Raw genomic sequence first — 26,432 nt, forward strand, 5'->3', positions numbered from 1 at the left:
AGCCATGTGTTTCTGCTTCGACGGCGAACACGCATTGGTGGCATATCAGCCGGATGAGCGCGCAGCCGCATAGCGCCGGCCGAAGGCAAAGCGTTGTCGACGGTTCAGCAAAGACGCCGCCAAGGCGGCGCCTTCGCTGGGAAAGGTTCGGAAGTCGTCTATCCCTTGTGATAGACCTCCTGCAGCCCATAGACAGGCGTCGGCAAGCCGACCTGCCTGGCTTTGAGCTGCAGTGACAGATACTGCGAGTAGTGCCGAGACTGGTGCAGGTTGCCGCCGTGGAACCACAGCGCTTGCTGCTGCGTCGGCTTCCACATGTTGCGCTGCTCGCCTTCCCAAGGGCCGGGGTCCTTGGTGGTGCTGGAACCCAAACCCCAGACCTTGCCGACCTTGTCGGCGACGTCCTGTGAGATGAGGTCCGCGGCCCAGCCGTTCATCGAGCCGTAGCCGGTCGCATAGATCACCAGGTCGGCCGGCAATTCGGTGCCGTCGACGAATTTCACGCCGGTTTCGGTGAGTTCCTGCACCGCGGCGCCTGGCCCGCTCTTCAGCTTGATCGAACCGTCGATGACGAGGTCGCAGGCGCCGACATCGATGTAGTAGCCGGAGCCGCGTCGCAGGTATTTCATGAACAGGCCTGAGCCGTCGTCGCCCCAGTCGAGCATGAAGCCGGACTTTTCCAGATCCGCGTAGAATTTCGCGTCGCGCTCCTTCATCTGCTCGTAGAGCGGGATCTGGAACTCGTGCAGGATGCGGTAGGGGAGCGAGGCGAAGATCATGTCGGCCTTGCGCGTCGTCATGCCGTTCTCGACCGCCTGCTCGGAGTAGAGGGCGCCGAGGCCGATATCCATCAGCGTGTCCGACTTGACGATATGGGTCGACGAGCGCTGCACCATGGTCACGTCGGCGCCACCTTCCCACAGCGCCGCGCAGATGTCGTGCGCGGAGTTGTTGGAGCCGATGACCACCACCTTCTTGCCGCGGTATTCATCCGGGCCGGGATGGGTCGATGAATGCTGCTGCTCGCCCTTGAAGATGTCCTGGCCCTTGTATCTCGGCCAGTTCGCCTTGCCCGACATGCCGGTCGCCAGCACAAGCTGCTTGGGCTTGAGCGTGATCTCCTTGCCGTCGCGCTCGACGACGATCGTCCATTCCTTGGCCTTGTCGTCGTATTTGGCGGATTTCGCCGTAGTGGAGCTCCAATAGTTGAGCTCCATCACCTTGGTGTACATTTCCAACCAGTCGCCGATCTTGTCCTTCGGCGCGAAGACCGGCCAGTTCTTCGGAAAGTCGATATAGGGCAGGTGATCGTACCAGACCGGGTCGTGCAGGCAGAGCGACTTGTAGCGCCTGCGCCAGGAATCGCCTGGGCGTTCGTTCTTCTCGATGATGATGGCCGGCACGCCGAGTTGTTTCAGCCTAGCTCCAAGAGCGATTCCGCCCTGGCCGCCGCCGATGATGACGGCATAGGGTTGTCGGGAGTGGCCGAGCTCGGCGAGCTCGTCGTCGCGCTCTTCACGCCACGTCTTGCGGTCCTTGCCGTGGCCATGCTTGGCGCCGAGGGGGCGGGTGAAGCCCGCCTTCTCCTCATGGTCTTTCAACTCCGCCATCGTCGTGAGCAGGGTCCAGATCAGGTCGCCCTTGAACCGCACGAGGCCAAAGCCGCGCGCCACGCCGGTCTCGAAAGTGATCCAGGCGGTGATGACGCCGCCGTCCTCGTTCGCTTCCTCGCCCTTGGCCACCGCCCAACCGGTCGGCTTGGTGCTGGCCAGCGTCGCCTGCAGCATGTCGCGGATCTGGTCGCGGCCTTCCATCGTCTTCAGGTTCCAGGTGAAGGTGACGAGGTCGCGCCAGTAGCAATCGGCCTGGAAGCAGTTGACGGCGCTGTCGATGTCGCCGGCTTCCAATGCCTTGCCGAACTTGTCGAGCAGCGCCTGCGCCTTGGTGGTGGGTGTTCTCTCGAGCATTTGTTCTCCTCCACTTGCTAGAGTCCGTCATGAGCAGCAAGCGGCGTGCCAATCGTGACGTTCATCAAGAATTACAATGAAATCAATCCGTTAGGGCGATGTAGATTTCGATCGGCCGCGCCGGACCGAGCCGATGCATGTCGATGCAGCGCATCCAGGATTGAACGACGATGTCGTCGCGGGCCGATCGCGCGCCGGACAGCACCTGTTCGATTTCGCGGATACGCTCCCGCTCGCCAGCCATGCGTCCTCCTCGCACGTCCTCTGCCAGCGCATAGTGGTGCGTCGGAGAGGGACGCTCAACTGTACTATGGTAGCTGTGGGATGGGAGCGCGCGCCGATGTCGTTCCCACAGGCGGGTGAATTCGCGCTGGACCCCATTGACGAGCCCGCGTTTTCGCCCTTATTGTCCGCGCCCATGAAAACGGCACTCATTCTCGTAGGCAGGCGTGTGGGCAAGGCGGTGTAACCGCCGGGCGAAAACCTCCCATGCGCATCACACAGGCTCCCTCGGGGGCCTTTTTTATTGCCTGAAACACGACTAAACGACCAGCAAATCGCCAGATGGCGGACAGTACGGGACCAGACCGATGAGCAACGGACAGAACGAGCGGCGCGAAATGACAGGCGCCGAAATGGTGGTGCAAGCGCTGAAGGACAACGGCGTCAAGCATGTCTTCGGCTATCCGGGCGGCGCCGTTCTCCCAATTTATGATGAAATTTTTCAACAAGACGATGTCGAGCACATCCTGGTCCGGCACGAGCAGGGCGCCGGCCATGCCGCCGAAGGCTATGCCCGTTCGACCGGCAAGGCGGGCGTCATGCTGGTGACGTCCGGTCCCGGCGCCACCAACGCGGTGACGCCGCTGCAGGACGCGCTGATGGATTCCATTCCGCTGGTCTGCCTCACCGGCCAGGTGCCGACATCGCTGATCGGCTCCGACGCGTTCCAGGAATGCGACACCGTCGGCATCACGCGGCCCTGCACCAAGCACAACTGGCTGGTGAAGGACGTCAACCAACTCGCCGCCACCATCCATGAGGCTTTCCATGTCGCGACCACCGGCCGTCCCGGCCCGGTCGTGGTCGACATTCCCAAGGATGTGCAGTTCGCCAAGGGCGTTTATGTGCCGCCGCAGACGGCGCCGCGCACCAGCTATCAACCCAAGGTCCAGGGCGACCTGGAGAAGGTGAAGGCCGCCGTCGAGTTGATGGCAGCCGCCAAGAAGCCCATCATCTATTCGGGCGGCGGCGTCATCAATTCCGGTCCGGAAGCGAGCCACTTGCTGCGCGAGCTGGTCGACCTCACCGGTTTCCCGATCACCTCGACGCTGATGGGGCTCGGCGCCTATCCGGCGTCGGGCAAGAACTGGGTCGGCATGCTCGGCATGCACGGCACCTATGAAGCCAACATGGCCATGCATGACTGCGACGTGATGATCTGCATCGGCGCGCGGTTCGACGACCGCATCACCGGCCGTCTCAACGCGTTCTCGCCGAACTCGAAGAAGATCCACATCGACATCGATCCGTCCTCGATCAACAAGAACGTTCACACCGACGTGCCGATCATCGGCGATGTCGGACGCGTCCTGGAGGACCTGGTGCGACTGTGGCGGGCGACCGCCAAGACCGACAAGAAGGCGCTCTATCCATGGTGGGAGCAGATCGCGAAATGGCGCGCGCGGGACTCGCTCGCCTACAAGATGAACAACGACGTCATCATGCCGCAATACGCGATCCAGCGGCTCTACGAGCTGACCAAGGACAAGGACACCTACATCACCACCGAGGTCGGCCAGCACCAGATGTGGGCGGCGCAGCACTATCATTTCGACAAGCCGAACCGCTGGATGACGTCGGGCGGCCTGGGCACGATGGGCTACGGCCTTCCGGCAGCGCTCGGCGTGCAGATCGCGCACCCGGATGCGCTGGTCGTCGACATCGCCGGCGACGCCTCGGTGCAGATGACGATGCAGGAGATGAGCACGGCGGTGCAGTACAATGCGCCGATCAAGATCTTCATCCTGAACAACCAGTATATGGGCATGGTGCGGCAGTGGCAGCAGCTGCTGCACGGCAACCGGCTGTCGCATTCCTATACCGAGGCGATGCCGGACTTCGTCAAGCTGGCCGAGGCCTATGGCGGCCATGGCATACGCTGCGACAAGCCGGACGAGCTCGACGACGCCATCAAGGAGATGATCTCGGTGAAGAAGCCGATTCTGTTCGACTGCCGCGTGGCGACCTTGGCCAATTGCTTCCCGATGATCCCGTCGGGCAAGGCGCATAACGAGATGCTCCTGCCGGACGAGGCGACCGACGAGGCGGTGGCCAACGCCATCGACGCCAAGGGCAGGGAACTGGTGTAGGCAGCCACAAAGGCGGGGCTGTCGCGAGAAAGCCGTGCGCAAACAGAGAATTAGCTCAAAAGTCTGAAATCGAGATTCACCTTATGAACGCACAGCACCTTCAACCGACCGGCTCCGCCTATTTCATCGCCAAGGAAACCGAGAAGCCGGAAACGCACACGCTTTCCGTGCTGGTCGACAACGAGCCGGGCGTGCTTGCCCGCGTCATCGGCCTGTTTTCCGGTCGCGGCTACAACATCGAGAGCCTAACCGTTTCCGAGACCGAGCATGAGAAGCATCTGTCGCGCATCACCATCGTGACGCGAGGCACGCCGCATGTGATGGAGCAGATCAAGCATCAGCTCGAGCGCATCGTGCCTGTGCACCGGGTGGTCGACCTGTCCGTCCGTTCGCAAGAGCTTGGCCAGGAGCGGCCGCTGGAACGCGAACTCGCGCTGGTCAAGGTCGCCGGCACCGGCGATGCCCGGGTCGAGGCGCTTCGCCTCGCCGATGCTTTCCGCGCCTCTGTCATCGACGCCAACACCGAGCATTTCATCTTCGAGATCACCGGCAAGGGCTCCAAGCTCGACCAGTTCATCGCCATCATGAAGCCGCTCGGCCTGGTCGAGATCTGCCGCACCGGGGTGGCGGCGATGAACCGCGGCCCGCAGGGGATGTGAACAGGACGACCATCCTGTTTTCAGCTTTGGCCCGGCGGTTGCCTGTTTCTGGCTTTTGCGCATTTGCTAAAGGGACAGTAAGGCTGACATATCCGGGGGGATAACATGTCGCTCGACGCATTCCTTGCCCTGCTGGTCTACGCCTTCGTGACGTCGATCACGCCGGGGCCAAACAACCTCATGCTGCTCGCTTCCGGCGTCAATTTCGGTATCGCCAGGACGGTTCCGCACATGCTGGGCATCAGCATCGGCTTTCTGGTCCTGCTGCTGGCCGTCGGCTTCGGGCTCGGCGCGGTGCTGACGGCGTTCCCGGCGCTGCACACGGCGCTGAAGATCGCGGGCGCCGCCTATCTGCTCTACCTCGCCTGGAAGATCGCCATGTCGCGCTCGATAAGCGACGGAAAGGGAGCGGAGGGGCGGCCGATGCGCTTCATCGACGCCGCTGCGTTCCAGTGGGTCAACCCCAAGGCATGGGTGATGGCGATCACCGCCATGGCCGTCTACACCAATTCCGATCACCCGTTCGTCTCGGTGGCGCTGATCTCGATCGCCTTCACCATCGTCAACCTGCCCAGCGTTTCGGTGTGGGCCGGCTTCGGCACGGCGCTGCGCGGCTTCCTGTCGGATCCGGTGCGGCTGAAATGGTTCAATATCGCCATGGGGGTGCTGTTGGCGGCGACGCTGTGGCCGATGCTCGGTTAGATGTGTCGATAATCAGGTGAGGCCGGCCTGACCTGAATATCGACACATCTAGACAGCCTTTCGGATGGGCCGCAGAGCTGCTCGCGACCTCATTTGCCGGCTGCCCAACATTTGTGCACTGCACATTAAATCTTCGTAATCCCGCGTTTTGGCCCTTTTCCGCCAGAGCCTTGTCCTATCTATTCGGCGAAAATCGCGGCGAAGCGCCGTGAATCGAGCTAAGATGGACCACCGGGATCGGCGTGTCGGGTAGAGGGCTTATTTTGTCGATGCGCGGAAAAATCGCCTTTGCAGTTGTAGCGGTCGCCTGTCTGGCGGGCGCCGGGCTCTATTTTTCGCCCACGACGTTGGCCAAGGTCCAGGAGCTCATTTCGGACAAGCAGGCTGGCGCTGCCGCAGCGGACAAGACGGCCGGCGGTGACAAGACAGCCAGTGCATCGGATAATGCGAAAGGCGGCAGCGGGCGTTCGGCGTCGATCGTGTCGGCGACCGCGACGACCGCCGATTTCCCGATACGCCGCTATGCCATCGGCTTCGTCTCGTCGCCGGCGGTGGTCAGCATCAATGCCCGTGTTTCCAGCCAGATCGTGTCGATCGCGGTCAAGGACGGGCAGATGGTCAAGGCCGGCGATCTTCTCATCTCGCTCGACGACCGCGCGCTGAAGGCGCAGCTCGCCAAGGACCAGGCGACGCTCACCAAGGACCAGGCAATGCTGGTGAGCGCCCAGGCCGACCTGCAGCGCGCCAAGGACCTCGTCGCCAAGCAGGCCGGCACCCAGCAGACCTACGATCAGGCGCTGGCGGCGCAAAAGGCCGCGGCCGCCACCATCGACGCCGACAAGGCGACCATCGATGCCGACACCGTGCAATTGAGCTACGCGACGATTACGGCGCCGATCGCGGGCCGGCTCGGCGCCGTCAACGTCTCGGTGGGCGATCTCGTCACCACCAGCAACGGCAACTCGAGCAGCTCGACGCCGCTGGTCACCATCACGCAGATGGACCCGCTGCAGGTGAACTTCACGCTGCCCGAGAGCAACCTTGCCTTGTTGCACAAGGCGCTCGCCGACCCGCAGCAAGGCGACGTGACGCTGACCAAGGACGGCGATCCCACGCCGATCGGCAAGGGCACGCTCGATTTCGTCGATTCCAGTGTCGATACTGCCTCCGGCACCATCGCCACGCGGGCGAGCATACCCAATCCGGATCTTTCGCTGTGGCCCGGGCAATATGTGAACGTGGTGCTCGAGGCCGGCGCGATGCCGCAGATGACCTCGGTTCCGACGGTCGCGGTGCAGCCCAGCCAGAAGGGCCCGTTCGTCTATGTGGTCAAGCCGGACAACACCGTGGAGATGCGGCCGGTGCAGGTGGCGCTGACCGAGGGCCAGAACAGCGCCATCAGCGATGGTCTCAAGAGCGGCGAGAAGGTCGTCGTCGAAGGCCAGACGCGATTGAAGAACGGCGCGGCGGTGCACGAAGGCAAAGCCGTGGCCGGATCCACTGATCAGGCGTCGCCCAAGGTCGCGGAGGCCGACAAGGCCGGCGGGGCGAGCCAATGATCTCCGAATTCTGCATCCGCAAGCCCGTCGCCACCCTTCTGATGTCGTTCGCCCTCATTCTGGGCGGCATCTTTGCCTACAAGTTCCTGCCGGTGGCGGCGCTGCCCAGCGCCGAATTTCCCGTGGTCAACGTTTCGGCCAGCTTGCCCGGCGCCTCGCCGGAGACGATGGCGACATCGGTGGCGACGCCACTGATCAAGCAATTCGCGACGATCGCCGGCATCGATTCGATCTCGACCACCAATTCGCTCGGCCAGACCTCGATCGCCATTCAGTTCGTGCTCAACCGCGACATCGACGCGGCGGCCGCGGACGTCCAGGCGGCGATCGCGCGCACGCAAAAATCGCTGCCGCCGGAAATGACGGCGCCGCCGAGCTATCGCAAGGTCAATCCGGCCGACGCGCCGATCCTTCTGATGTCGCTGGTCAGCGACACGGTTCCGCTGACCGATCTCGACGCCTTCGCCGAAAACGTCATTTCACCTTCTCTGTCGACCATCGACGGTGTGGCCCAGGTCTCGATTTACGGCCAGCAGAAATATGCCGTGCGCATCCAGATCGATCCGACCGCGCTGGCCGCGCGCAGCATCTCGATCGATCAGCTGCAGGCTGCGATCACTTCGGCCAACAGCAACACGCCGCTCGGCGTCCTGCAGAACAACAAGCAGCAGCTGACCATCACCGCCAACACACAGCTCGACAACGCCGCTGGCTTCTCCAACCTGATCATCGCCACCAAGAATGGTCACCCGGTGCGGCTGGGCGAGGTGACGCGCGTCGTCGACTCGGTCGAGACCACGACGACGGCAAGCTGGTATGACGGCACGCGCGCCATCATCCTCGCGGTCCAGCGCCAGCCCGACGCCAACACCGTCGAGGTGGTCGACAAGGTCAAGGCGATGCTGCCGTCCTTCCAGGACCAGATGCCGGCGGCGGCCAGCATCAAGCTGCTCAACGACCGCTCGACCTCGATCCGGCAAGCCGTCGACGACGTCCAGTTCACGCTGCTCCTGACCATCGCCCTGGTGGTGATGGTGATCTTCGTGTTCCTGCGGCGGGTGACGGCGACGATCATTCCGGCCGTGGCGGTGCCGATCTCGCTGATCGCCACGCTTGGCGCGATGTTCCTGTTCGGCTTCTCGATCGACAACATCTCGCTGATGGGATTGACGCTTGCCGTCGGTCTTGTCGTCGACGACGCCATCGTCATGCTGGAAAACATCTTCCGCCACATGGAAGAAGATGGGTTGTCGGCCTTCGACGCCTCGCTGAAGGGCGCGCGCGAAATCGGCTTCACCATCATCTCGATCTCGATCTCGCTGGTGGCGGTATTCATTCCGGTGCTGCTGATGGGCGGCGTCATCGGCCGCATCTTCAACGAATTCGCGGTCGTGGTGACCGTCGCCATCCTGGCCTCGATGTTCGTGTCGCTGACGCTGACGCCGATGCTCTGCTCGCGCCTGCTGTCGGTGAGCAAGGCCGATCGCGAAAAGCATGCCCCCGGCCACAAGCCGGACTTCATCACGCGTGGCTACGACCGGATCCTGGGCTTCTGCCTGCGAAACACCTTCCTGGTGTTCCTCGTCTTCGTCGCAACGGCGGCAGCGTCGGTGTGGCTGATCCAGGTTTCGCCGAAGGGCTTCTTTCCGCAGGAGGATATCAGCCAGATCTCGGTGACCACGCTTGCGCGCCAGGACATCTCCTTCGACGCCATGGTCAAGCTGCAGGGCAAGGTCGCCGATGTATTCTCCCATTCTCCCTATGTGACGCATGTCGCGTGGTCGGTGGGCGGCAGCCAAAGCGCGCTCAACCAGGGCCGGCTCTATGTGCAGCTGAAGGACAAGAGCCAGCGCCCCGACATCGAGAAGGTCCAGTCCGACCTGAGGCGGCAACTTTCGAATGTGGCCGGCATCGAAGCCTATATGCAGCCGGTGCAGAATCTCAGGCTGGGCTCACGGTCGTCGGCCAGCGCCTATCAGCTCGTGGTGCAGGGCCTGGATACCGGCCAGACCGACATCTGGGCGCAGAAGCTGGACGACGCGATGGCCGCGGACCACACGACCTTCACCGACGTCACCAGCGACCTGCAGAACAACGCATTGCAGGCATCGCTGGTGATAGACCGCGACAAGGCCGCCCAGCTCGGCATCGATACCGACACGCTGCGTTCGGCCCTCTATGGCGGCTTCGGCACCGATCAGGTTTCGACGATCTTCGGTTCTGCCGACAGCTATGAGGTGATCACCGAGCTCGATCCCAAGATCGAATGGTCGCCCGAGCGGATGCTCGCCATCCAGATGCGGACGGCGAGCGGCAGCCTGGTGCCTCTCGGCGCTTTCGCGCATGTCGATCGCACGGCCGGCGCGCTGACGGTCAATCAGCTCGGCCAGCTTCCGGCGGTGACGGTTTCCTACAATCTGCCGCAGGGCGTGTCGCTCGGCGACACGGTGACCCGCATCGAGCAGCTCAAAGAGCAGATCGGCATGCCGAAGGAGATCTCGACGAGCTTTGCCGGTACGGCCAAGACCTTCCAGGATTCGCTTGCCAACCAGGGCTTCCTGATCGGCGGTGCGATCCTGACGATCTACATCGTGCTCGGCATGCTCTATGAGAGCTTCATCCACCCGCTTACCATTCTCACCGGCCTGCCGTCGGCGGTGCTGGGCGCGGTGGTGGCGCTGCGCTTCGCCGGCATGGACCTGTCGGTGATCGCGGTGATCGGCATCCTGATGCTGATCGGCATCGTCAAGAAGAACGGCATCATGATGGTCGATGTCGCGCTGGAGCTCAGGCGACAGGGCATGTCGGCGAAGGAGTCCATCCACAAGGCCTGCCTGATGCGTTTCCGGCCGATCATGATGACGACGCTTGCCGCGTTGATGGGCACGTTCCCGATCGCGCTCGGCACCGGCGCCAGCGCCGAGCTGCGCCAGCCGCTCGGTGTCGCGGTAGTCGGCGGCCTGCTCGCCTCGCAGGCGCTGACGCTGTTCGTCACGCCGGTGATCTACGTCTATTTCGAGAATTTCTCCGGCTGGCTGCTCGGCTTCTTCTCGAAAAAGAGCAGGCCGGCGCTGCATGTGGTGGAAAGCGGCGAGCAAGCCTCGCTGTTCGATACCAACGACGATACCCCGCAAAAGACCGCCGCCGAATAGGCGGCGGCTCTGGCCCAAGCCGTCAAGCTTGCGGCGCAGTGTGGGCAATCGTAACCTCGTGACATGGCCCACGATCATGACCACGACAACGAGCTCGATCCGTTCGCGGCGCGCGTGCGCGCGCTGGAGACGATCCTGACGCAAAAGGGCCTGATCGATCCCGCGGCCATCGACGTCATCGTCGACACCTATGAGACCAAGATCGGTCCGCGCAACGGCGCGCGGGTGGTGGCAAAGGCCTGGAGCGATGCGGCTTACGCCGATTGGCTGAAGCGCGACGCGACCGCGGCGATCGGATCGCTCTCCTATACCGGTCGCCAGGGCGAGCACATGCAGGCCGTGTTCAACACCGATGAGACGCATAACCTCGTCGTCTGCACGCTCTGCTCCTGCTATCCGTGGTCGGTGCTCGGCCTACCGCCGGTCTGGTACAAGGCGCCGCCTTACCGCTCGCGGGCCGTCATCGATCCGCGCGGCGTGCTGGAAGAATTCGGGCTGACGCTGCCGGCGGAGATGAAGATCCGCGTCTGGGATTCGACGGCCGAGCTTCGCTACCTCGTGGTGCCGATGCGGCCCAAGGACACGGAAGGCTGGAGCGAGGAACAGCTCGCCGGGCTGGTAAGCCGCGATGCGATGATCGGCACGGCGGTCGCGAAGGAACCAGCATGAACGGGCCGCAGGATCTTGGTGGGCAGATGGGGTTCGGACCGGTCGCGCCCGAAACGGACGAGCCTTATTTCCACGCCGCATGGGAAAGGCGGGCGCTCGGCGTCACGCTCACCGCAGGCGGCATGGGCGCCTGGAACATCGACGAGAGCCGGCATGCGCGGGAATCGCTGCATCCCGCCGACTATTACTCATCGAGCTACTACCAGATCTGGATCAAGGCGCTGGAGGCGCTGCTGAAGCGCCATGGCTTCGTCAGCGAGCGCGACCTTGCCGCCGGCAAGGCGGTCGATCCGGCCGCGACGCCGAAAAGGGTGCTGAAGGCGGCGGACGTGCCGGCGGTACTCGCCAAGGGCGGGCCATGCGACCGGCCGATTGCCACGCCGGCACGTTTTCGCGCGGGCGATCGGGTGCGCACCAAGAATTTCAACCCGACCGGCCATACGCGCCTGCCGCGCTACGCGCGCGGCAAGAACGGGACTGTCGAGGCCGTTCGCGACGGCTTCGTCTTCCCCGACAGCAATGCGCATGGCAAGGGCGAGAACCCGCAATGGGTCTACACGGTGGTGTTCGACGGGCCGGAGATCTGGGGCGAGGGCGCCGATCCGACGATCAGCGTCTCGATCGACGCCTGGGAGAGCTATCTTGAGCCGGCATGACGGCGCATTGCCTGCGGGTTTCGACGAGCCGGTCTTCGCCGAGCCGTGGCAGGCGGAAGCTTTCGCCATGACCGTCGCGCTGCACGACAAAGGCCTGTTTTCGTGGAGCGAGTGGGCGGAGGCCTTGTCCGCCGAGGTGAAGCAGCCGGGCGCCGCGAGCGACGGGCATGACTATTACGAGCATTGGCTAGCGGCCTTGGAGAAGCTTTTGTCGCGAAAGGGGATCGCCGGCAAGGGCGAGGTGGACGAACTCGCCGCCGCCTGGGAACGCGCCGCGCACGCCACGCCGCACGGCAAGCCGATCCTGCTGGAGAACGATCCGGGATCTGTAAGGTAAGCCAAACTCAAACAGGCTTGTTCCCTTTACGTTCTCGTTTGCGCCTGCTAGCGTGGCGGGGGTTGTGGCAAATGAGGCCATCACCGGCGATACGAGTGATGGAGCGGCTGTCTTGTCTTTCGCTTGCGAATCCGGTCTCTCGCGCTGATGGAATTCTCTCCCCAACAGGACGAGGCTTTGAAAGCGGTCGGGCGCTGGCTCAAGGAGGGCCGGCCGCAGGTCTTTCGCCTGTTCGGCTATGCCGGCACCGGCAAGACGACGCTGGCGCGCTATTTCGCCGAGCATGTCGACGGGCAGGTGCAGTTCGCCGCCTTCACGGGTAAGGCGGCGCAGGTGCTGCGTTCCAAGGGCGCGACCAACGCCCGCACCATCCATTCGCTGATCTATAGGCCGAAGGGCGAGGAATCGGTCGAGGACGAGGTGACCGGCAAGACATCGATGTCGCCGACCTTTTCGCTCAACCGGCAAAGCCCGATTTCGCGCGCCAAGCTCGTCGTCATCGACGAATGCTCGATGGTCGACGAGCAGCTCGGCCGCGACCTGCAGAGTTTTGGCACGCCGATCCTGGTGCTGGGCGATCCGGCGCAGCTGCCGCCGATCTCGGGCGGCGGCTTCTTCACCGAACACGAACCGGACGTGCTGTTGACCGAGATCCACCGCCAGGCGCGCGACAATCCCATCATCCGGCTGGCGCTCGACGTGCGCGAGGGCCGGGAATTCATGCATGGCGACTACGGCACGGCGCAGGTGATCGGCAGGGAAGGCGTCAACCAGGAGCTGGTGCTCAAGGCCGACCAGGTGCTGGTCGGGACCAACCGAACGCGCCGGCGCTACAATCAAAGGCTGCGCGAGTTGAAGGGATTCAACGCGGACTTCCCGCAGGCCGGCGACAAGCTGGTCTGCCTGCGCAACGATCCGGCCAAGGGGCTGCTCAACGGTTCGCTGTGGAAGGTGATGACCTCGTCGCGCGAGACGGTGAAGCCTGGCATCAACCTGCTGGTCTCGCCCGAAGAGGACGATCCGGATCGCGGCGTCGCCAAGATCAAGCTGCTCAAGGCGGCGTTCGAGGACCCGGATGCCGAGATTCCTTGGCAGCAGAAGAAGCGCTTCGACGATTTCGACTATGGCTATGCGCTGACCGTGCACAAGGCGCAGGGCTCGCAGTGGAACGATGTCGTGCTGTTCGACGAGAGCTGGGCCTTCAAGGAGACCCGGCAGCGCTGGCTCTATACCGCCATCACCCGCGCCGCCGAGCGGCTGACGGTGGTGCGCTGACGCCTGTAAATGTCATGTCGGCCGCGCGCCAAGCCATTGCCAGGCGGCTTCCTCATCGTCGACATCGAAGCGCCTGAATTCGAAGGGCAACGCCTTGGGGAAAATGCCCGTGACGAGAGAAGCCCAGCTCGGCTCGCCGATGGCCGCGCAGCGCACGACATGTTGCATTGCGTCGGCAACGCCCTGGCGAAGCGTGTCCTGCGAGATATTGGCCCAGTCCACGCTTTCCTCGTCGGTCAGCCTGACCAGCACGTCGATCCTCGGATGCAGCGCGTAGGCGGCCTCCAGCAGGCCGAACAGATTTTCCGCATCGGCCGGCGAGACATCGCCGACGACGTCGATGGCGAAAAGCGCGTCGCGGTTGGTTTCGATGCGGCGGATCGCCGGCACGGCTTCGAGGAAATTCAATGGCAAATCCTTGTGTTAGCCTCCATCTATCCCCTGGAACACCCGAAACCCTCTATCTGTTCCCCTTAAAGGCGTTATAGATGCCCGCCGATCCACTGGACCCAGTTCATGCCCGCCAAGCTTTCGGTCAACCTCAACGCCGTCGCCATGCTGCGCAACCGCCGCGACCTGCCATGGCCGAGCGTGACCGGACTTGGCCGCATCGCACTTGCCGCCGGCGCGCATGGGCTGACGGTGCATCCGAGGCCCGATGAGCGGCACACCAGGCATTCCGACCTGCCGGAGATCAGGGCGCTGATCGACGACGAATTTCCTAGCGCGGAATTCAACATAGAGGGCTATCCGACCGAGGACTTCCTGGCGCTTGTCGAGAAGCATCAGCCCGAGCAGGTGACGCTGGTGCCCGACGACCCGGCGCAGGCAACCTCGGACCATGGCTGGAACTTCGCCGCCCAGGCGGCGTTCCTCACACCGATCGTCAAGCGGCTGAAGAAGGGCGGGTTCCGCGTGTCGCTGTTTTCCGACGCCGATCCGGATGGGGTGAACGCGGCTCGCGATACCGGCGCCGACCGCATCGAACTCTATACCGGTCCCTATGGCGGCTTCCATTCCGATTCCGCAAAGGCGGCCAAGGAGCTGGAAAGATTGGGAAAAACCGCTGACGCCGCATTCGCGGCCGGGCTTGGCGTCAACGCCGGCCACGATCTGACCGTGAAGAACCTGCCGGCATTGGCCAAGCGTATTCCGGCATTGGCCGAAGTATCGATCGGACATGGGTTGACAGCCGATGCGCTGGAGTATGGCATGGCCGGCACGATCGGACGGTTCTTGAAGGCCTGCGGATGGTAGGGCGCCTTGCGTAGTTTCGGCAGTCTTTGTGTGTCCCGCGCGATGCGGCGACCCCGGAGCATGGCGAATCCGGTGAAGTGGGGTTCACGGTGCTAGCCAACACCAGCGAGACGGAATCCCTCGAACGTTCGGGCCATGCCGAAACCGAGCGGCAGCACAGCACCAAGGTTCTCATGCTTGGCGCGCTCGGCGTCGTCTATGGCGATATCGGCACGAGTCCAATCTACGCCTTCCGCGAGGCGCTGCATGCTTCGTCGAGCTCGGTTGCCCGCCATGACGTGCTCGGCGTGCTTTCGCTGATCGTCTGGGCGCTCACCATCATCGTCACGATCAAATATGTCGCCTTTGTCCTCAGGGCCGACAACAAGGGCGAGGGCGGCACGCTGTCGCTGATGTCGCTGGCGCGCAGCGCCTACCCACCAGGTTCCAAGCTCATCCTGGTGATCGGCCTTTGCGGCGCGGCGCTGTTCTTCGGCGATTCGATCATCACGCCGGCGATCTCCGTGCTGTCCGCGGTCGAAGGCCTGGAAGTGGTCACGCCGGCGCTCGATGCCTATGTGGTTCCAATCACGCTGGTCATCCTGGCCGTGCTTTTCTCCGTGCAGCGCTTCGGCACGGGCAAAGTGGCGGCGGTGTTCGGACCCGTGACGGCGACATGGTTCGTAGCGATCGGCGCGGCCGGCCTCTATCACATCGTCGACGACCCATCCGTCTTCCTGGCGATCAACCCGTATTACGCGATCTACTATCTGGCCACCACGCCGACAGGCGCCTTCGTCACCGTCGGCGCGGTGTTCCTGGCGGTTACCGGCGCCGAGGCGCTTTATGTCGACCTTGGTCATTTCGGCCGCAAGCCGATCGTGATGGCCTGGTTCGCAATCGTTTTCCCTTGCCTGCTGCTGAATTACTTCGGGCAAGGCGCCTTCGTGCTTTCGCATGGCGGCAAGCCCACCAACCCGTTCTTCCAGATGCTGCCCGAATGGGCGCTGATGCCGATGGTCGGCCTGGCGACGGCGGCCACCGTCATCGCCAGCCAGGCCGTCATTTCCGGCGCCTTCTCGCTGACAAGACAGGCCGTGCAGCTCAACCTTCTGCCGCGCATCGAGGTGCAGCACACCTCCGAGATGCAGAGCGGCCAGATCTATATGCCCAGGGTCAATCTCCTGGTCGCGCTCGGCGTGATGCTCCTGGTCGTCGGTTTCGGCAGCTCGAGCGCGCTGGCCTCGGCCTACGGCATTTCGGTGACGGGCGAGATGCTGATGACGACGATCCTTTTGTTCGTGGTGATGCGCTGGCTGTGGAAATGGCAGGTTGCTGCTGCTTTGGCGCTGGCAATGCTGTTCGGCGTCATCGATCTCGGCTTCTTCTCGGCCAATGTCGTCAAGATCGTCGAAGGCGGCTGGGTGTCGATCACCGTCGCCTGCCTTATGGGCCTGATCATGTGGACCTGGATCCGCGGAACCCGCTACCTTTTCGACAAGACGCGCCGCAACGAGATCCCGCTCGACTTCCTGGCGGCAAATCTGCTGAAGAAAAAACCGCAGCTGGTCTCGGGCACCGCCGTATTTCTGACCAGCGATCCGCTGAGCGCTCCGACGGCGCTGATGCACAGCCTGAAGCACTACAAGGTGCTGCACGAGAAAAACGTCATCCTCTCGGTGGTGACGGCGCCGCAACCGGTGGTGCCGGACAGCGAGCGAGTCAAGATGGAGACGGTCAACGAGCTGTTCATGCGGGTGACGCTGACCTTCGGCTACATGGAACAGCCCAACATCCCGCGCGCGCTGGCGATCTGCCGCAAGCAGGGCTGGAAGTTCGACATCATGACGACGTCGTTCTTCCTGTCGCGTCGCTCACTGAAGGCGTCGCCCAATTCCGGCATGCCGGTCTGGCAGGACCGGCTGTTCATAAGCCTGGCGCGCTCGGCCGCGGATGCGACCGAGTATTTCCAGATTCCGACGGGGCGCGTGGTGGAGATCGGCACGCAGGTAGCGATTTGACAGCCTCGATCTACGCCGGATGAAGAAGCCCGCGCGTACCGTATATTGAAAGCCCTGCGTCGGCGGCATGGGAGCCCTTACGTCGGGGCACTTGATATTGCACCGCAGCAAGCGTAGAGCACCGCGCGTTTTATCGGAGTGTCGTCCATGGCCCTTGCCAATGGTGCTGAGGCAGAACCCGTCGACCAATCGAGCCATCCCGAAATAGAGCAGCACAGCACCAAGGTGCTGATGCTGGGCGCGCTCGGCGTGGTCTATGGCGACATCGGCACCAGCCCGATCTACGCGTTTCGCGAAGCGTTGCATGCTTCCTCGGGCGGCGACGTCGCCAACCGCGCCGACATTCTGGGCGTACTGTCGCTGATCATCTGGTCGCTCACGATTACAGTGACGATCAAGTACATCATGTTCGTGTTGCGCGCCGACAACCGCGGCGAGGGCGGCGTGCTGTCATTGATGGCGCTGGCGCGCGGTACCTTCCCGACACGCTCGGCGATCGTGCTGGGCATCGGTATCGTGGGCGCATCGCTGTTCTTCGGCGACGCGGTTATCACGCCCGCCATCTCGGTGCTGTCGGCGGTCGAGGGCATGAATGTCGTCACACCTGCCTTCCAGCCCTATGTCGTGCCGCTGACCCTTTTGATCCTTGCGATGCTGTTTGCTGTGCAACGCTTCGGCACCGGCGGCGTGGGCCTGGTGTTCGGCCCGGTTACCGCCGTCTGGTTTCTCGCGATCGGCCTGTCCGGTCTCAATCACATCATCGACGACCCGGAAATCCTGTGGGCCATAAGCCCGCATTACATCGTGGCCTTCTTCATCAATTCACCGGATGTGTCTTTCGTCACGGTCGGCGCCGTCTTCCTGGCGGTCACCGGCGCCGAGGCGCTCTACGCGGACCTCGGCCATTTCGGCCGCAAGCCGATCGTGCTGGCGTGGCTGGCGATCGTGTTCCCCTGCCTGCTTTTGAACTATGCCGGGCAGGGCGCCTTCGTGCTTGCCAAGGGCGGCACGGTCGGCCATCCGTTCTTCGAGATGAACGAGGGCTGGGCGCTGATCCCGATGGTGGTGCTGGCGGCGGCGGCGACGGTCATCGCCAGCCAGGCGGTGATCTCCGGCGCCTATTCGCTCACCCGGCAGGCCGTGCAGCTCAACATGCTGCCGCGGCTGGAAATCCTGCATACGTCGGAAAAGCAGTCCGGCCAGGTCTACATGCCGCGCGTCAACATGCTGATCGCGCTCGTCGTCATGATGCTCGTGGTCGGCTTCGGCGAATCCAGCAAGCTCGCCTCGGCCTATGGCATCTCGGTGACCGGCAACATGCTGGTGACGACGACGCTGCTGTTCATCGTCATGACGCGCATCTGGAAATGGAACATCTGGCCGGCCATAGCACTCACCGCGGTGTTTGCCCTGATCGATATCGGCTTCTTCGCCTCCAACATCGTCAAGGTGTTCGAGGGCGGCTGGGCGTCGCTCGCGGTCGCCTTCGCCATCATCCTTGGCATGTGGACCTGGGTGCGTGGCAGCCGCTATCTGTTCGACAAGACGCGCCGCAACGAGATCCCGCTCGATTTCCTGGCGGGGAACCTTCTGAAGAAGAAACCGCAACTGGTGTCCGGCACCGCGGTGTTCCTGACCAGCGATCCGCTGAGCGCGCCGACCGCGCTGATGCACAGCCTCAAGCACTACAAGGTGCTGCATGAAAAGAACGTCATCCTGTCGGTGGTGACGGCGCCGCAACCGGTGGTGCCCGACAGCGAGCGCGTGAAGCTGGAGACGGTCAACGAGCTGTTCATGCGCGTGACCTTGACCTTCGGTTACATGGAGCAGCCGAACATCCCGCGCGCGCTGGCGATCTGCCGCAAGCAGGGCTGGAAGTTCGACATCATGACGACGTCGTTCTTCCTGTCGCGGCGCTCGCTGAAGGCGTCGCCCAATTCCGGCATGCCGATCTGGCAGGACCGGCTGTTTATCGGCCTGGCGAAAACGGCGGCGGACGCGACGGAGTATTTCCAGATTCCCACCGGGCGCGTGGTGGAGATTGGCACGCAGGTCGCGATCTGACAGACTGCGCCGCATAGGCTGACGTCCCGCAATCGCGGATGGAAGACGCGGTTGCTTTCGAAAGAGGCGGGGGCATGAGCGACGGGTTGGTGCTTGTGACCGGCGGGTCCGGCTTCCTTGGCGCTCATTGCATCCTGTCGCTTTTGAACGCGGGCTACCGCGTGCGCACGACGGTGCGCTCGGCCAAGCGCGAAGCCGATGTTCTTGCCATGCTGAAGGTCGGCGGCGCCGAGCCGGGCGACGCGCTTTCCTTCGCTTATGCCGATCTCATGAGCGACAAGGGCTGGCCCGAAGCGGTTGCCGGATGCCGATATGTCCTGCACGTCGCTTCGCCCTTTCCGCCCGGCGTGCCGAAACACGAGGAGGACCTGATCGTTCCGGCCAGGGAAGGGGCGTTGCGCGTGCTGCGCGCCGCGCGCGATGCCGGCGTCGAACGGGTCGTGCTCACCTCGTCCTTTGCCGCCATCGGCTATGGCCAGGTACCGGTTCCCGGCCGTCCGTTTACGGAAGAGAACTGGACCGATCTGTCGCAGAAGGTGAGCGCCTACGTGAAATCGAAAACGCTGGCCGAGCGTGCGGCCTGGGATTTCATCGATCGCGAAAGCGGCGCCTTGGAATTGGCGGTCGTCAATCCAGTCGGCATCTTCGGGCCGGTCCTGGGGCCGGATCATTCGACCTCGACGGACTTCATCAGGCGTCTGATGGATGGCGAGATGCCCGGCCTGCCGCGCATGGTGTTCGGCGTGGTCGACGCGCGCGACGTCGCCGACCTGCATCTGCGCGCCATGACCAACCCCGCCGCCAGGGGCGAGCGGTTCCTGGCCATCAGCGGCGACTTCATGACGATGCTCGAGATCGCGCGGACGCTGAAGGCGCGGCTTGGCAACGCAGGATCGCGTATTACGACGAGGGAGCTGCCGGACTGGCTGGTCCGGATCGTCGGCCTGTTCGACGGGCAAGCGGCCCAGATCGTGACGGAACTGGGCAAGCCGAGAAACGCCACGAGCGCCAAGGCCGTGCGCCTGCTCGGCTGGACGCCGCGATCACGCGAAGACGCGCTTTTGGCGACCAGCGAGAGCCTGATCCGGCTCGGATTGCTCAAGAAAACGAAGTGAGGCGCGCCGGGGGACGGCTTCCCCAGGCGCGCCAGACTTCAGCCGAGCAGGGCAGCCTTGTTCGTCTCGAGGAACTGCTTCAGCGTCCGCGGCTTGCGGCCAGATAGTTTTTCGACGGCATCGGTCACCTCTGCAATGCGGCCGGCGCGGGTGTTGGCGTCGAAGGAGACGATGATGCGGGCGAAATCTTCGGGAACGCCGGCCGCTTTCACCCCTTCGGTCAGCGCCTCGTCCGGCAGTTGGATGACTTCCAGCGGCTTGCCGGTGACTTCGCTCACCAGAGCGGCGATCTCGCCCACGGTATGGGCCTGCGGACCGGTCAGCGTGTAGATCCTGCTCTCTTTCGTGCCGGAAGCAAGGCCGGCGGCAATGGCGGCCGCCATGTCGTCGCGCGCGCCATGGGCGATGCGTCCGTCGGCGGCCGACGTGTACCACTTGCCCGACGAAATGGCATGCGGAAGCGACATGAACAGGTTCTCCTGGTACCAGCCGTTGCGGAAGATGGTGTAGGGGATGCCGCTCGCCTTGATCGCCTGCTCGGTGCCGTAGTGGTCGCCGGCGAACAGCACCGGCGAGCCGGGCTCCGGATTGGGCATCGAGGTGTAGAGCAGATGCGAAACGCCTGCCGCCTTGGCCGCCGCGACCGCGGTCTCATGCTGCTTCAGGCGCCGGCCGGTTTTGAGGTCAAGGTCGCCGGTCGAGATTATCAGCACCTTGTCGGCGTCGCTGAATGCCTTCTCGAGCGAGGCCTTGTCATTGAAATCGGCGGCCCTGACGGTAACGCCGCGCGCCGCGAGATCCGCGAGGTTTTCGGGATTGCGCGTGGCGGCGATGATGCTTTCCGGCGCAATTTTCTGCGCTTCCAGCAAGTGATCGATGACGGCGCGGCCAAGCTGGCCGGAGGCACCGGTGACGAGGAGTGTTTCGGTCATGGGAGGTTCCTGAATTGCGCCGATTGGCGGGTGCTGAGGTAGTCTCAAAAAGAGAGCAGCACTAAAATAGGAATTGACCTCAAGCCGTAAAGAAGGCAGTTTTTCGGGAGGTAGGCACGGCGAGGGAACCACCCCGACCGGTCGAAATTTCGATCAGCGGATGTCGCGATGGACAGCAAGATCTTCAATCTCAAAGCCAAGCTCGAGATCTATAAGGCCATGACGAACGGCGCCAATTTCGCCGACTGTCCGGTCCGCGACGTGATCCAGGGCATCAGTGGCAAATGGAGCTCGCTGCTGGTCATGGCGCTGGCCGAGAAGCCTTATCGGTTCGGCGAATTGCGACGGCTGGTTCCCGACATCTCACAGCGCATGCTGACACAAACGCTCCACGACCTGCAGCGCGATGGCTATGTTCATCGCGAAGTGTTTCCGACCAAGCCGCCGAGCGTGGAATACAGCTTGACCGATCTTGGGCGCTCGATGTTCGCACCCCTGCAGATGCTGATCCAGTGGGCCGAGCTCAACCATGACGCCGTGCGCGCGGCCCGCGCAGCTTTCGATGCCCAAACTTGATGGGCTTCGAAGCGCCAGCTTGATTTGACGATACTGGTGGGAGATTGTCGCGCCGGCTTGGCTTGGGCGGGCGATGAGCAGATCTTACGATATAGCGATTGCCGGTGCCGGGCCGGCCGGACTGGCGGCAGGGCTCTATCTCAACCGGGCAGGGCACAAGGTCACCATTTTCGAGCGTTTCGACGCGCCGAAGCCCCTCGGGTCCGGCCTCATACTGCAGCCGACCGGGTTGACCGTGCTCGCCGATCTCGGCCTGCTCGCCGAGATTCTTTCGCTTGGCAGCCGGATCGAGCGGCTGCACGGCACCGACGCCGGCAGCGGCCGCACTGTGCTCGAAGTCCGCTACGACGCGCGGCGCGGCCGCCGCTTCGGCCTCGCGGTGCACCGGGCGGCGCTGTTCGGCGTGCTCTACCGCGCTGCCTTGCGCGAAGCGATCGCCATCGAAACCAATGTCGAGGTCGAGACGCTGGAGGCGGCCGAGCGCGCGACGCTCGTCTGCGGCAACGGCAGGCGGCTCGGCCCATTCGACCTCATCGTCGATGCCAGCGGCGCGCGCTCGAAGCTGCGGCACTATCTTGGCGATGCCGCGATGCCGCGGCCGCTCACCTATGGGGCATTCTGGGCGTCGCTCGGCTGGCGCGACGGCTTCGACGAACGCGCGCTGCTGCAGCGCTACGACAAGGCAAGCGTCATGGTCGGCGTGCTGCCGATCGGCCGGTCGGAGCCCGGCGCGGAAGACATGGCGGCGTTCTTCTGGAGCCTCAAGCCGGCCGACGCCGAACAGGTGAAGGCGAAGGGGCTCGACGCCTGGAAGGCGAGGGTGATTTCGGTATGGCCTGAGTGCGAGGTTTTCACCAGTCAGATCGACAGTTTCGAGCAGCTCTCGCTCGCCCGCTATGGCCACCACACGATGACGCTGCCGGCCGGCCGACGGCTTGCCGTCATCGGCGACGCCGCGCACTCGACCAGCCCGCAACTCGGGCAAGGCGCGAACATGGCGCTGCTCGACGCGGCGGCGCTCAGCCGTGCGCTGGCGCGGACGAACGGCATCGACGGCGCGCTGGAGACCTATGCGAGCGCGCGCCGTTGGCACGTGCGCGTCTTCCAGGCGCTGTCGCTGTCGCTGACGCCGTTCTACCAATCGGATTCCGCGGCCTTGCCCTTTGTCCGCGACCGCATGGTGGCGGCGCTGGCGAGGATTCCGCCGGGGCCGCAATTCCTCGCCGCCATGGTCGCCGGCACGGTGGTCGACCCCTTCAGGCGGATCGGGCTTGCGGAGTTGCAGTGGCCTGCCGCTGGATGATCCCAGACAGATAAGATTGCTTCGCCAGAAGGAAGGCGTGCAGCCGCCGCGGATAGTCCGGACCGACGGCTTCGGTCACCGATCGGCGTTCGCTCAAGGCCTCGCGCCAGGCCTGGACGAGCGGCTTGCCGTCAAGAATGCCGAAGTCGCCGATGCGGTCGAACGTGTCGAAATAGCGGAAGACCGGCCCGAAGACGGCGTCGACCAGCGAGAATCGATCGCCGGCGAACCACGGACCGCTTTGCCTTGCAGACAATTCTGCTTCCAGACGTGCAAACATCCCGGACAAGCCTCTGCTTTCATTGAGGAAAGCAGCTTCGTCGGCAGCTGAATAGAAACGGCCTATGGCGTTGAGGATGGCCGAGCCGAATTCGATCCAGGCGCGATGCCTGGCCCGCGCCAGCGGATCGGCCGGGTGTAAGGGATTGGCCTCTGTCTCCTCGAGGAATTCGAGGATGACGGCGGATTCGAAAATCACATCCTGCGCATTGCCGTGCCGGACGCGCAGCAGCGGCACCTTGCCAAGCGGCGAGATCGCCTTGAACCAGTCGGGTTTGTTGGAGAGGTCGACATAGACCCGCTCGAACGGCACGCCTTTTTCGGCAAGCGAAATCGCCGCGCGCTGGACGTAGGGGCACAAATGATGGCTGACGAGGGTGAGCCTTGCGGTCATCTCACTCTCCCCAGACATAGTTCAGCGCGCCATCCTCGACGCGGGTCGACAGGAACATCAGGCGCGAGCCCTTCGGCGCCGGGCCTTCCAGGCGCTCGCCGTTTTCCATGTCGAACTTCGCGCCATGCCACTGGCAGACGAAAGCGCCGTCCTTGCAGTCCAGCGGCCCGCCGAAATGCAGGCAGATATTGGTCGCGGCGCGGATGCGCTCGCCGCTGCGCCAGACATGGACCTCGCGGCCGAAGAAAGGCGCGATCAGGCTGCCGGTTTGAGGAATGTCGGCGATCTTGCAGATTTCATGTCTCATCGGTTCTCTCTATATAAATGCATTTGCATCTATATAGATGCGTTTGCATCGATCGTCAAGCTTGATGCAATTGCATCTATCGCTTAAGCTGGACCGATGACGAAAACATCACCATCACCCGAAGCCGTCATCGCCTGGGCGCGCCTGATGCGCGTCTCGCGCCAACTGGTCGAAAGGACCGAGGGTGCACTGAAAGCCGGCGGGCTGCCGCCGCTCGCCTGGTACGACGTGCTGCACGAGCTTGCCGAAGCGGGCGAGGGTGGGCTCAGGCCGTTCGAACTGATCGATCGCGTGCTGTTGGCGCAGTATGGCGTCTCACGGCTGCTGTCCCGGCTCGAGGCGGATGGGCTGGTCGAAAAGCTGCCCGTCTCAGACGACGGCCGGGGCCAGACCGTGCGCATCACGCCAAGCGGTCGGGACATGCGCCGCCGCATCTGGACCGTCTATGGCGCGTCGATCGCGGAACTGATGGGCGACAGGCTTTCCATCAAGGAGCTGGAGATGCTTGCCGGGTTGCTCGGGCGGCTGCGCGATCCGCCGGTCGCGGACTGAAATCCATGAGCCGACGAGCCTTCAGGGCAGGTGCAAGGCCCATAGAAATGCGATCGTCGCCAGCGCGCCCAGCGCGACACGGACCAGATGCATCTTGCCCCACCTGACGATCAATGACCTCGCCTGAGAATTGGGGGCCTCGACATCCATCGCCTCCAGCATCCGGTTCGTCGGCATCATCACCAGCAGCGTCCATGGCCAAGGCAGAATGATGAACAGCGCACCGGCAAGATAGGCTGACGCGCCGGTCAGCCACCAGGCGATCAGGCCGAGAATACAGGCTACCATGGCAATAGAGGCCTGCATGGCGGCCCCGCGCTTATAAGAGGGCTGCCATTCGCGCAGCAGCGCCTGGTCATCGAGGCCAAGCCGCGCCGGCTGCTACGCGACGCTGACATAAACAGCGGCGCCGGTGAAGGCGGCGGCTACGGCCAGGGCGAGCAGGCCGACCAGCATCTTATCCCTCCGGCAAGGAAATGGAAAATAGGGCTTGCATGCCTTCAGGCAATACGGCATAGAACCCGAACCGTAACGTACGGTACGCATCGGTCTTGTCAACGTATCCGAGGGCAAACGTGTTGCACAGCGTGCAGGATATCGACAACAGCGAAGCGCTCACCGAGCGCCAGCAGGCCGTTCTGGATGCGGCACTTCGCCTTTTGGTCGAAGAGGGCGACAACCTGACCATGACGGCGGTGGCGCGGCGGGCAAGCTGTTCCAAGGAAACGCTCTACAAATGGTTCGGCGATCGCGATGGACTGCTCAACGCCACGGTGCAATGGCAGGCGTCCAAGGTGCGTGTCGCGGCCGTCGACCGTGAGAGACTTGATATCGGTTCGCTCACGGCGAGCCTGGAGCGCTTCGCTTCAGATTGGCTGAAGGTTATCTCCAGCGACACTTCGATCGCGCTGAACCGTGTGGCAGTCAGCCATGCCGGTTCCGGCAAGGACGATCTCGGCGCGATCGTGCTGCAGAATGGCCGCTTCGCTCTTGCCAAGCGCCTGAAGCCGGTGCTTGAAGCCGGTCTGCAGGCCGGGCTGCTCGATTTCGAGGACGCCGAGACGGCGTTCAGAACCTTTTTCGGTCTGGTCGGCCGCGACGTGCAGATACGTCTGCTGCTCGGCGACCGGGTGGAATTGACTGGGGCGACGATCGGCGGCGATGCCGCGCGCGCGACGCAACAGTTTCTCGCTCTCTTCGGAGCAAAAACCGGGCCACTGGCCCTCTGATCTTCAAACGGGAAGGAACACCAAATGCGTGTCTATTACGATCGTGACGCCGATCTCAATCTGATCAAGGGCAAGAAGGTCGCCATTATCGGCTATGGCAGCCAGGGCCGGGCGCATGCGCTCAACCTCAAGGATTCCGGCGTCAAGGAAATCGCCATCGGTCTCAAGGCCGGCTCGGCGACCGCCAAGAAGGTCGAGGCCGACGGCCTCAAGGTGATGAGCGTGGCGGACGCCGCCAGGTGGGCCGATCTGATGATGATGGCGACGCCCGACGAATTGCAGGCCGACATCTACAAATCGGAGATCGCTCCGAACATCCGCGACGGCGCCGCGATTGCCTTTGCGCATGGCCTCAACGTGCATTTCGGCCTGATCGAGCCGAAGGCCTCGGTCGACGTCGTCATGATCGCGCCGAAGGGCCCGGGCCATACCGTGCGCGGCGAATACCAGAAGGGCGGCGGCGTGCCGTGCCTGGTCGCCGTCAACCAGGACGCTTCGGGCAACGCGCTCGATCTCGCGCTCTCCTACGCCTGCGGCGTCGGCGGCGGCCGTTCCGGCATCATCGAGACCAATTTCCGCGAGGAATGCGAGACCGACCTGTTCGGCGAGCAGGTGGTGCTGTGCGGCGGCCTGGTCGAGCTGATCCGCGCCGGTTTCGAGACGCTGGTGGAAGCCGGCTACGCGCCGGAAATGGCCTATTTCGAGTGCCTGCACGAGGTGAAGCTGATCGTCGACCTGATCTATGAAGGCGGCATCGCCAACATGAACTACTCGATCTCGAACACCGCCGAATGGGGCGAGTACGTCTCAGGCCCGCGCATCATCACCGCCGAGACCAAGGCCGAGATGAAGCGCGTGCTGAAGGACATCCAGACCGGCAAGTTCACCTCGGAATGGATGCAGGAATACCGCGCCGGCATGTCGCGCTTCAAGGGCATCCGCCGCAACAACGACAGCCACCAGATCGAGGAAGTCGGCGCCAAGCTGCGCGCGATGATGCCGTGGATTTCCAAGAACAAGCTGGTCGACAAGGCCAAGAATTAGGAATTACCAGAGAGGGCGGCTTTTTGACCGCC

25 protein-coding genes are annotated in these 26,432 nt (G+C 63.5%); 18 read left to right on the forward strand and 7 right to left on the reverse strand.

Annotated features, from left to right (window positions below; all coding sequences use genetic code 11):
* Positions 1 to 158: 158 nt before the first annotated feature.
* Together FJ430_RS16200 and FJ430_RS16205 are read right to left on the reverse strand one after the other, a co-directional pair.
* Positions 159 to 1,967 carry an NAD(P)/FAD-dependent oxidoreductase gene (locus tag FJ430_RS16200; RefSeq protein WP_140705832.1) on the reverse strand — a complete coding sequence of 603 codons (1,809 nt, stop codon included), beginning with the start codon at positions 1,965 to 1,967 and terminating at the stop codon, positions 159 to 161.
* A gap of 82 nt (positions 1,968 to 2,049) precedes the next feature.
* A complete protein-coding gene (locus tag FJ430_RS16205; protein ID WP_181175384.1) occupies positions 2,050 to 2,211 on the reverse strand; it encodes a hypothetical protein in 162 nt (53 codons plus the stop codon).
* 376 nt (positions 2,212 to 2,587) lie between these two features.
* Here FJ430_RS16205 and FJ430_RS16210 point away from each other — a divergent pair, with 376 nt between their 5' ends.
* The 9 genes from FJ430_RS16210 to FJ430_RS16250 all read left to right on the forward strand — a co-directional run bounded on the left by FJ430_RS16210 (position 2,588) and on the right by FJ430_RS16250 (position 13,348).
* Positions 2,588 to 4,339, forward strand: coding sequence for an acetolactate synthase 3 large subunit (locus FJ430_RS16210; protein WP_413467878.1), 1,752 nt, complete (start codon positions 2,588 to 2,590; stop codon positions 4,337 to 4,339).
* Positions 4,340 to 4,422: 83 nt separating this feature from the next.
* Positions 4,423 to 4,998 (forward strand): acetolactate synthase small subunit, encoded by a 576-nt coding sequence (gene ilvN / locus FJ430_RS16215; protein ID WP_140705828.1) that lies wholly within the window; start codon positions 4,423 to 4,425, stop codon positions 4,996 to 4,998.
* 105 nt (positions 4,999 to 5,103) lie between these two features.
* Positions 5,104 to 5,700, forward strand: coding sequence for a LysE family translocator (locus FJ430_RS16220; RefSeq protein ID WP_140705826.1), 597 nt, complete (start codon positions 5,104 to 5,106; stop codon positions 5,698 to 5,700).
* Between the two features lie 269 nt (positions 5,701 to 5,969).
* On the forward strand, positions 5,970 to 7,259 hold the full coding sequence (locus FJ430_RS16225; protein WP_140705823.1) for an efflux RND transporter periplasmic adaptor subunit: 1,290 nt from the start codon (positions 5,970 to 5,972) through the stop codon (positions 7,257 to 7,259).
* Entirely contained in the window at positions 7,256 to 10,411 is a 3,156-nt protein-coding gene (locus FJ430_RS16230) for an efflux RND transporter permease subunit (protein ID WP_140705821.1), read from the forward strand. The genes FJ430_RS16225 and FJ430_RS16230 overlap by 4 nt, the downstream gene beginning before the upstream one ends.
* A 63-nt stretch (positions 10,412 to 10,474) precedes the next feature.
* The gene (gene nthA, locus FJ430_RS16235) at positions 10,475 to 11,080 is read left to right on the forward strand and encodes a nitrile hydratase subunit alpha (RefSeq protein WP_140705819.1); all 606 of its coding nucleotides are present in this window, start codon (positions 10,475 to 10,477) and stop codon (positions 11,078 to 11,080) included.
* On the forward strand, positions 11,077 to 11,736 hold the full coding sequence (nthB, locus tag FJ430_RS16240) for a nitrile hydratase subunit beta (RefSeq protein ID WP_140705817.1): 660 nt from the start codon (positions 11,077 to 11,079) through the stop codon (positions 11,734 to 11,736). The genes nthA and nthB overlap by 4 nt, the downstream gene beginning before the upstream one ends.
* A complete protein-coding gene (locus tag FJ430_RS16245) occupies positions 11,723 to 12,073 on the forward strand; it encodes a nitrile hydratase accessory protein (protein WP_140705815.1) in 351 nt (116 codons plus the stop codon). The genes nthB and FJ430_RS16245 overlap by 14 nt, the downstream gene beginning before the upstream one ends.
* Before the next feature lie 147 nt (positions 12,074 to 12,220).
* Entirely contained in the window at positions 12,221 to 13,348 is a 1,128-nt protein-coding gene (locus FJ430_RS16250; protein WP_140655181.1) for an ATP-dependent DNA helicase, read from the forward strand.
* A 12-nt stretch (positions 13,349 to 13,360) separates the two neighbouring features.
* On the opposite strand, the gene FJ430_RS16255 is transcribed toward FJ430_RS16250, so the two are convergent.
* Positions 13,361 to 13,756 carry an STAS/SEC14 domain-containing protein gene (locus FJ430_RS16255; protein ID WP_140655184.1) on the reverse strand — a complete coding sequence of 132 codons (396 nt, stop codon included), beginning with the start codon at positions 13,754 to 13,756 and terminating at the stop codon, positions 13,361 to 13,363.
* Between the two features lie 108 nt (positions 13,757 to 13,864).
* Here FJ430_RS16255 and FJ430_RS16260 point away from each other — a divergent pair, with 108 nt between their 5' ends.
* From FJ430_RS16260 to FJ430_RS16275, 4 genes are all read left to right on the forward strand, one after another.
* Positions 13,865 to 14,605: a pyridoxine 5'-phosphate synthase gene (locus tag FJ430_RS16260; protein ID WP_140705813.1), complete on the forward strand. Its 741-nt coding sequence runs from the start codon at positions 13,865 to 13,867 to the stop codon at positions 14,603 to 14,605.
* Positions 14,606 to 14,778: 173 nt separating this feature from the next.
* Entirely contained in the window at positions 14,779 to 16,605 is a 1,827-nt protein-coding gene (locus FJ430_RS16265) for a potassium transporter Kup (protein ID WP_226892240.1), read from the forward strand.
* A 147-nt stretch (positions 16,606 to 16,752) separates the two neighbouring features.
* Positions 16,753 to 18,669, forward strand: coding sequence for a potassium transporter Kup (locus FJ430_RS16270; RefSeq protein WP_140644240.1), 1,917 nt, complete (start codon positions 16,753 to 16,755; stop codon positions 18,667 to 18,669).
* Between the two features lie 74 nt (positions 18,670 to 18,743).
* Entirely contained in the window at positions 18,744 to 19,784 is a 1,041-nt protein-coding gene (locus FJ430_RS16275) for an SDR family oxidoreductase (protein WP_140705811.1), read from the forward strand.
* Positions 19,785 to 19,822: 38 nt separating this feature from the next.
* Here FJ430_RS16275 and FJ430_RS16280 read toward each other — a convergent pair whose 3' ends face one another.
* Positions 19,823 to 20,716, reverse strand: coding sequence for an SDR family oxidoreductase (locus FJ430_RS16280; RefSeq protein ID WP_140705809.1), 894 nt, complete (start codon positions 20,714 to 20,716; stop codon positions 19,823 to 19,825).
* A 168-nt stretch (positions 20,717 to 20,884) separates the two neighbouring features.
* Here FJ430_RS16280 and FJ430_RS16285 point away from each other — a divergent pair, with 168 nt between their 5' ends.
* Positions 20,885 to 21,292, forward strand: coding sequence for a winged helix-turn-helix transcriptional regulator (locus FJ430_RS16285; RefSeq protein WP_140705807.1), 408 nt, complete (start codon positions 20,885 to 20,887; stop codon positions 21,290 to 21,292).
* Between the two features lie 73 nt (positions 21,293 to 21,365).
* On the forward strand, positions 21,366 to 22,595 hold the full coding sequence (locus tag FJ430_RS16290) for an FAD-dependent oxidoreductase (RefSeq protein ID WP_140705805.1): 1,230 nt from the start codon (positions 21,366 to 21,368) through the stop codon (positions 22,593 to 22,595).
* On the opposite strand, the gene FJ430_RS16295 is transcribed toward FJ430_RS16290, so the two are convergent.
* Both FJ430_RS16295 and FJ430_RS16300 read right to left on the reverse strand, forming a co-directional pair.
* Complete coding sequence (locus FJ430_RS16295; protein ID WP_181175382.1) at positions 22,549 to 23,268, reverse strand: glutathione S-transferase family protein; 720 nt, start codon at positions 23,266 to 23,268, stop codon at positions 22,549 to 22,551. The two genes, FJ430_RS16290 and FJ430_RS16295, sit on opposite strands and share 47 nt — an antisense overlap.
* A 1-nt stretch (position 23,269) precedes the next feature.
* Entirely contained in the window at positions 23,270 to 23,575 is a 306-nt protein-coding gene (locus FJ430_RS16300) for a Rieske (2Fe-2S) protein (RefSeq protein WP_140705801.1), read from the reverse strand.
* Between the two features lie 96 nt (positions 23,576 to 23,671).
* On the opposite strand from FJ430_RS16300, the gene FJ430_RS16305 reads away from it, so the two are divergent.
* Positions 23,672 to 24,127, forward strand: coding sequence for a MarR family winged helix-turn-helix transcriptional regulator (locus FJ430_RS16305; protein WP_140705799.1), 456 nt, complete (start codon positions 23,672 to 23,674; stop codon positions 24,125 to 24,127).
* Positions 24,128 to 24,148: 21 nt separating this feature from the next.
* Here the strand turns inward: FJ430_RS16305 and FJ430_RS16310 are convergent, their stop codons facing one another.
* Positions 24,149 to 24,433 carry a DUF1772 domain-containing protein gene (locus FJ430_RS16310; protein ID WP_413467786.1) on the reverse strand — a complete coding sequence of 95 codons (285 nt, stop codon included), beginning with the start codon at positions 24,431 to 24,433 and terminating at the stop codon, positions 24,149 to 24,151.
* A 269-nt stretch (positions 24,434 to 24,702) separates the two neighbouring features.
* Between FJ430_RS16310 and FJ430_RS16315 the strand changes: the two genes are divergently transcribed.
* The gene (locus tag FJ430_RS16315; protein ID WP_140705797.1) at positions 24,703 to 25,356 is read left to right on the forward strand and encodes a TetR/AcrR family transcriptional regulator; all 654 of its coding nucleotides are present in this window, start codon (positions 24,703 to 24,705) and stop codon (positions 25,354 to 25,356) included.
* 24 nt (positions 25,357 to 25,380) lie between these two features.
* Entirely contained in the window at positions 25,381 to 26,400 is a 1,020-nt protein-coding gene (gene ilvC / locus FJ430_RS16320; protein ID WP_140705795.1) for a ketol-acid reductoisomerase, read from the forward strand.
* The last annotated feature ends 32 nt before the right edge of the window (positions 26,401 to 26,432 follow it).

Source organism: Mesorhizobium sp. B2-8-5 (assembly GCF_006440675.2).
Taxonomy (GTDB): Bacteria; Pseudomonadota; Alphaproteobacteria; order Rhizobiales; family Rhizobiaceae; genus Mesorhizobium.

Excerpts from the sequence above, each read along its gene's own strand:
- FJ430_RS16220 (WP_140705826.1), top strand. The coding sequence starts at position 5,104 with ATGTCGCTCGACGCATTCCTTGCCCTGCTGGTCTACGCCTTCGTGACG.
- FJ430_RS16300 (WP_140705801.1), bottom strand. The coding sequence starts at position 23,575 with ATGAGACATGAAATCTGCAAGATCGCCGACATTCCTCAAACCGGCAGC.
- FJ430_RS16280 (WP_140705809.1), bottom strand. The coding sequence starts at position 20,716 with ATGACCGAAACACTCCTCGTCACCGGTGCCTCCGGCCAGCTTGGCCGC.
- FJ430_RS16285 (WP_140705807.1), top strand. The coding sequence starts at position 20,885 with ATGGACAGCAAGATCTTCAATCTCAAAGCCAAGCTCGAGATCTATAAG.
- FJ430_RS16210 (WP_413467878.1), top strand. The coding sequence starts at position 2,588 with ATGACAGGCGCCGAAATGGTGGTGCAAGCGCTGAAGGACAACGGCGTC.
- FJ430_RS16260 (WP_140705813.1), top strand. The coding sequence starts at position 13,865 with ATGCCCGCCAAGCTTTCGGTCAACCTCAACGCCGTCGCCATGCTGCGC.
- FJ430_RS16230 (WP_140705821.1), top strand. The coding sequence starts at position 7,256 with ATGATCTCCGAATTCTGCATCCGCAAGCCCGTCGCCACCCTTCTGATG.
- ilvC (WP_140705795.1), top strand. The coding sequence starts at position 25,381 with ATGCGTGTCTATTACGATCGTGACGCCGATCTCAATCTGATCAAGGGC.
- FJ430_RS16205 (WP_181175384.1), bottom strand. The coding sequence starts at position 2,211 with ATGGCTGGCGAGCGGGAGCGTATCCGCGAAATCGAACAGGTGCTGTCC.
- FJ430_RS16310 (WP_413467786.1), bottom strand. The coding sequence starts at position 24,433 with ATGCAGGCCTCTATTGCCATGGTAGCCTGTATTCTCGGCCTGATCGCC.
- FJ430_RS16270 (WP_140644240.1), top strand. The coding sequence starts at position 16,753 with ATGGCCCTTGCCAATGGTGCTGAGGCAGAACCCGTCGACCAATCGAGC.
- FJ430_RS16200 (WP_140705832.1), bottom strand. The coding sequence starts at position 1,967 with ATGCTCGAGAGAACACCCACCACCAAGGCGCAGGCGCTGCTCGACAAG.
- ilvN (WP_140705828.1), top strand. The coding sequence starts at position 4,423 with ATGAACGCACAGCACCTTCAACCGACCGGCTCCGCCTATTTCATCGCC.
- FJ430_RS16265 (WP_226892240.1), top strand. The coding sequence starts at position 14,779 with ATGCTTGGCGCGCTCGGCGTCGTCTATGGCGATATCGGCACGAGTCCA.
- FJ430_RS16250 (WP_140655181.1), top strand. The coding sequence starts at position 12,221 with ATGGAATTCTCTCCCCAACAGGACGAGGCTTTGAAAGCGGTCGGGCGC.
- FJ430_RS16295 (WP_181175382.1), bottom strand. The coding sequence starts at position 23,268 with ATGACCGCAAGGCTCACCCTCGTCAGCCATCATTTGTGCCCCTACGTC.
- FJ430_RS16305 (WP_140705799.1), top strand. The coding sequence starts at position 23,672 with ATGACGAAAACATCACCATCACCCGAAGCCGTCATCGCCTGGGCGCGC.
- nthA (WP_140705819.1), top strand. The coding sequence starts at position 10,475 with ATGGCCCACGATCATGACCACGACAACGAGCTCGATCCGTTCGCGGCG.
- nthB (WP_140705817.1), top strand. The coding sequence starts at position 11,077 with ATGAACGGGCCGCAGGATCTTGGTGGGCAGATGGGGTTCGGACCGGTC.
- FJ430_RS16290 (WP_140705805.1), top strand. The coding sequence starts at position 21,366 with ATGAGCAGATCTTACGATATAGCGATTGCCGGTGCCGGGCCGGCCGGA.
- FJ430_RS16275 (WP_140705811.1), top strand. The coding sequence starts at position 18,744 with ATGAGCGACGGGTTGGTGCTTGTGACCGGCGGGTCCGGCTTCCTTGGC.
- FJ430_RS16225 (WP_140705823.1), top strand. The coding sequence starts at position 5,970 with ATGCGCGGAAAAATCGCCTTTGCAGTTGTAGCGGTCGCCTGTCTGGCG.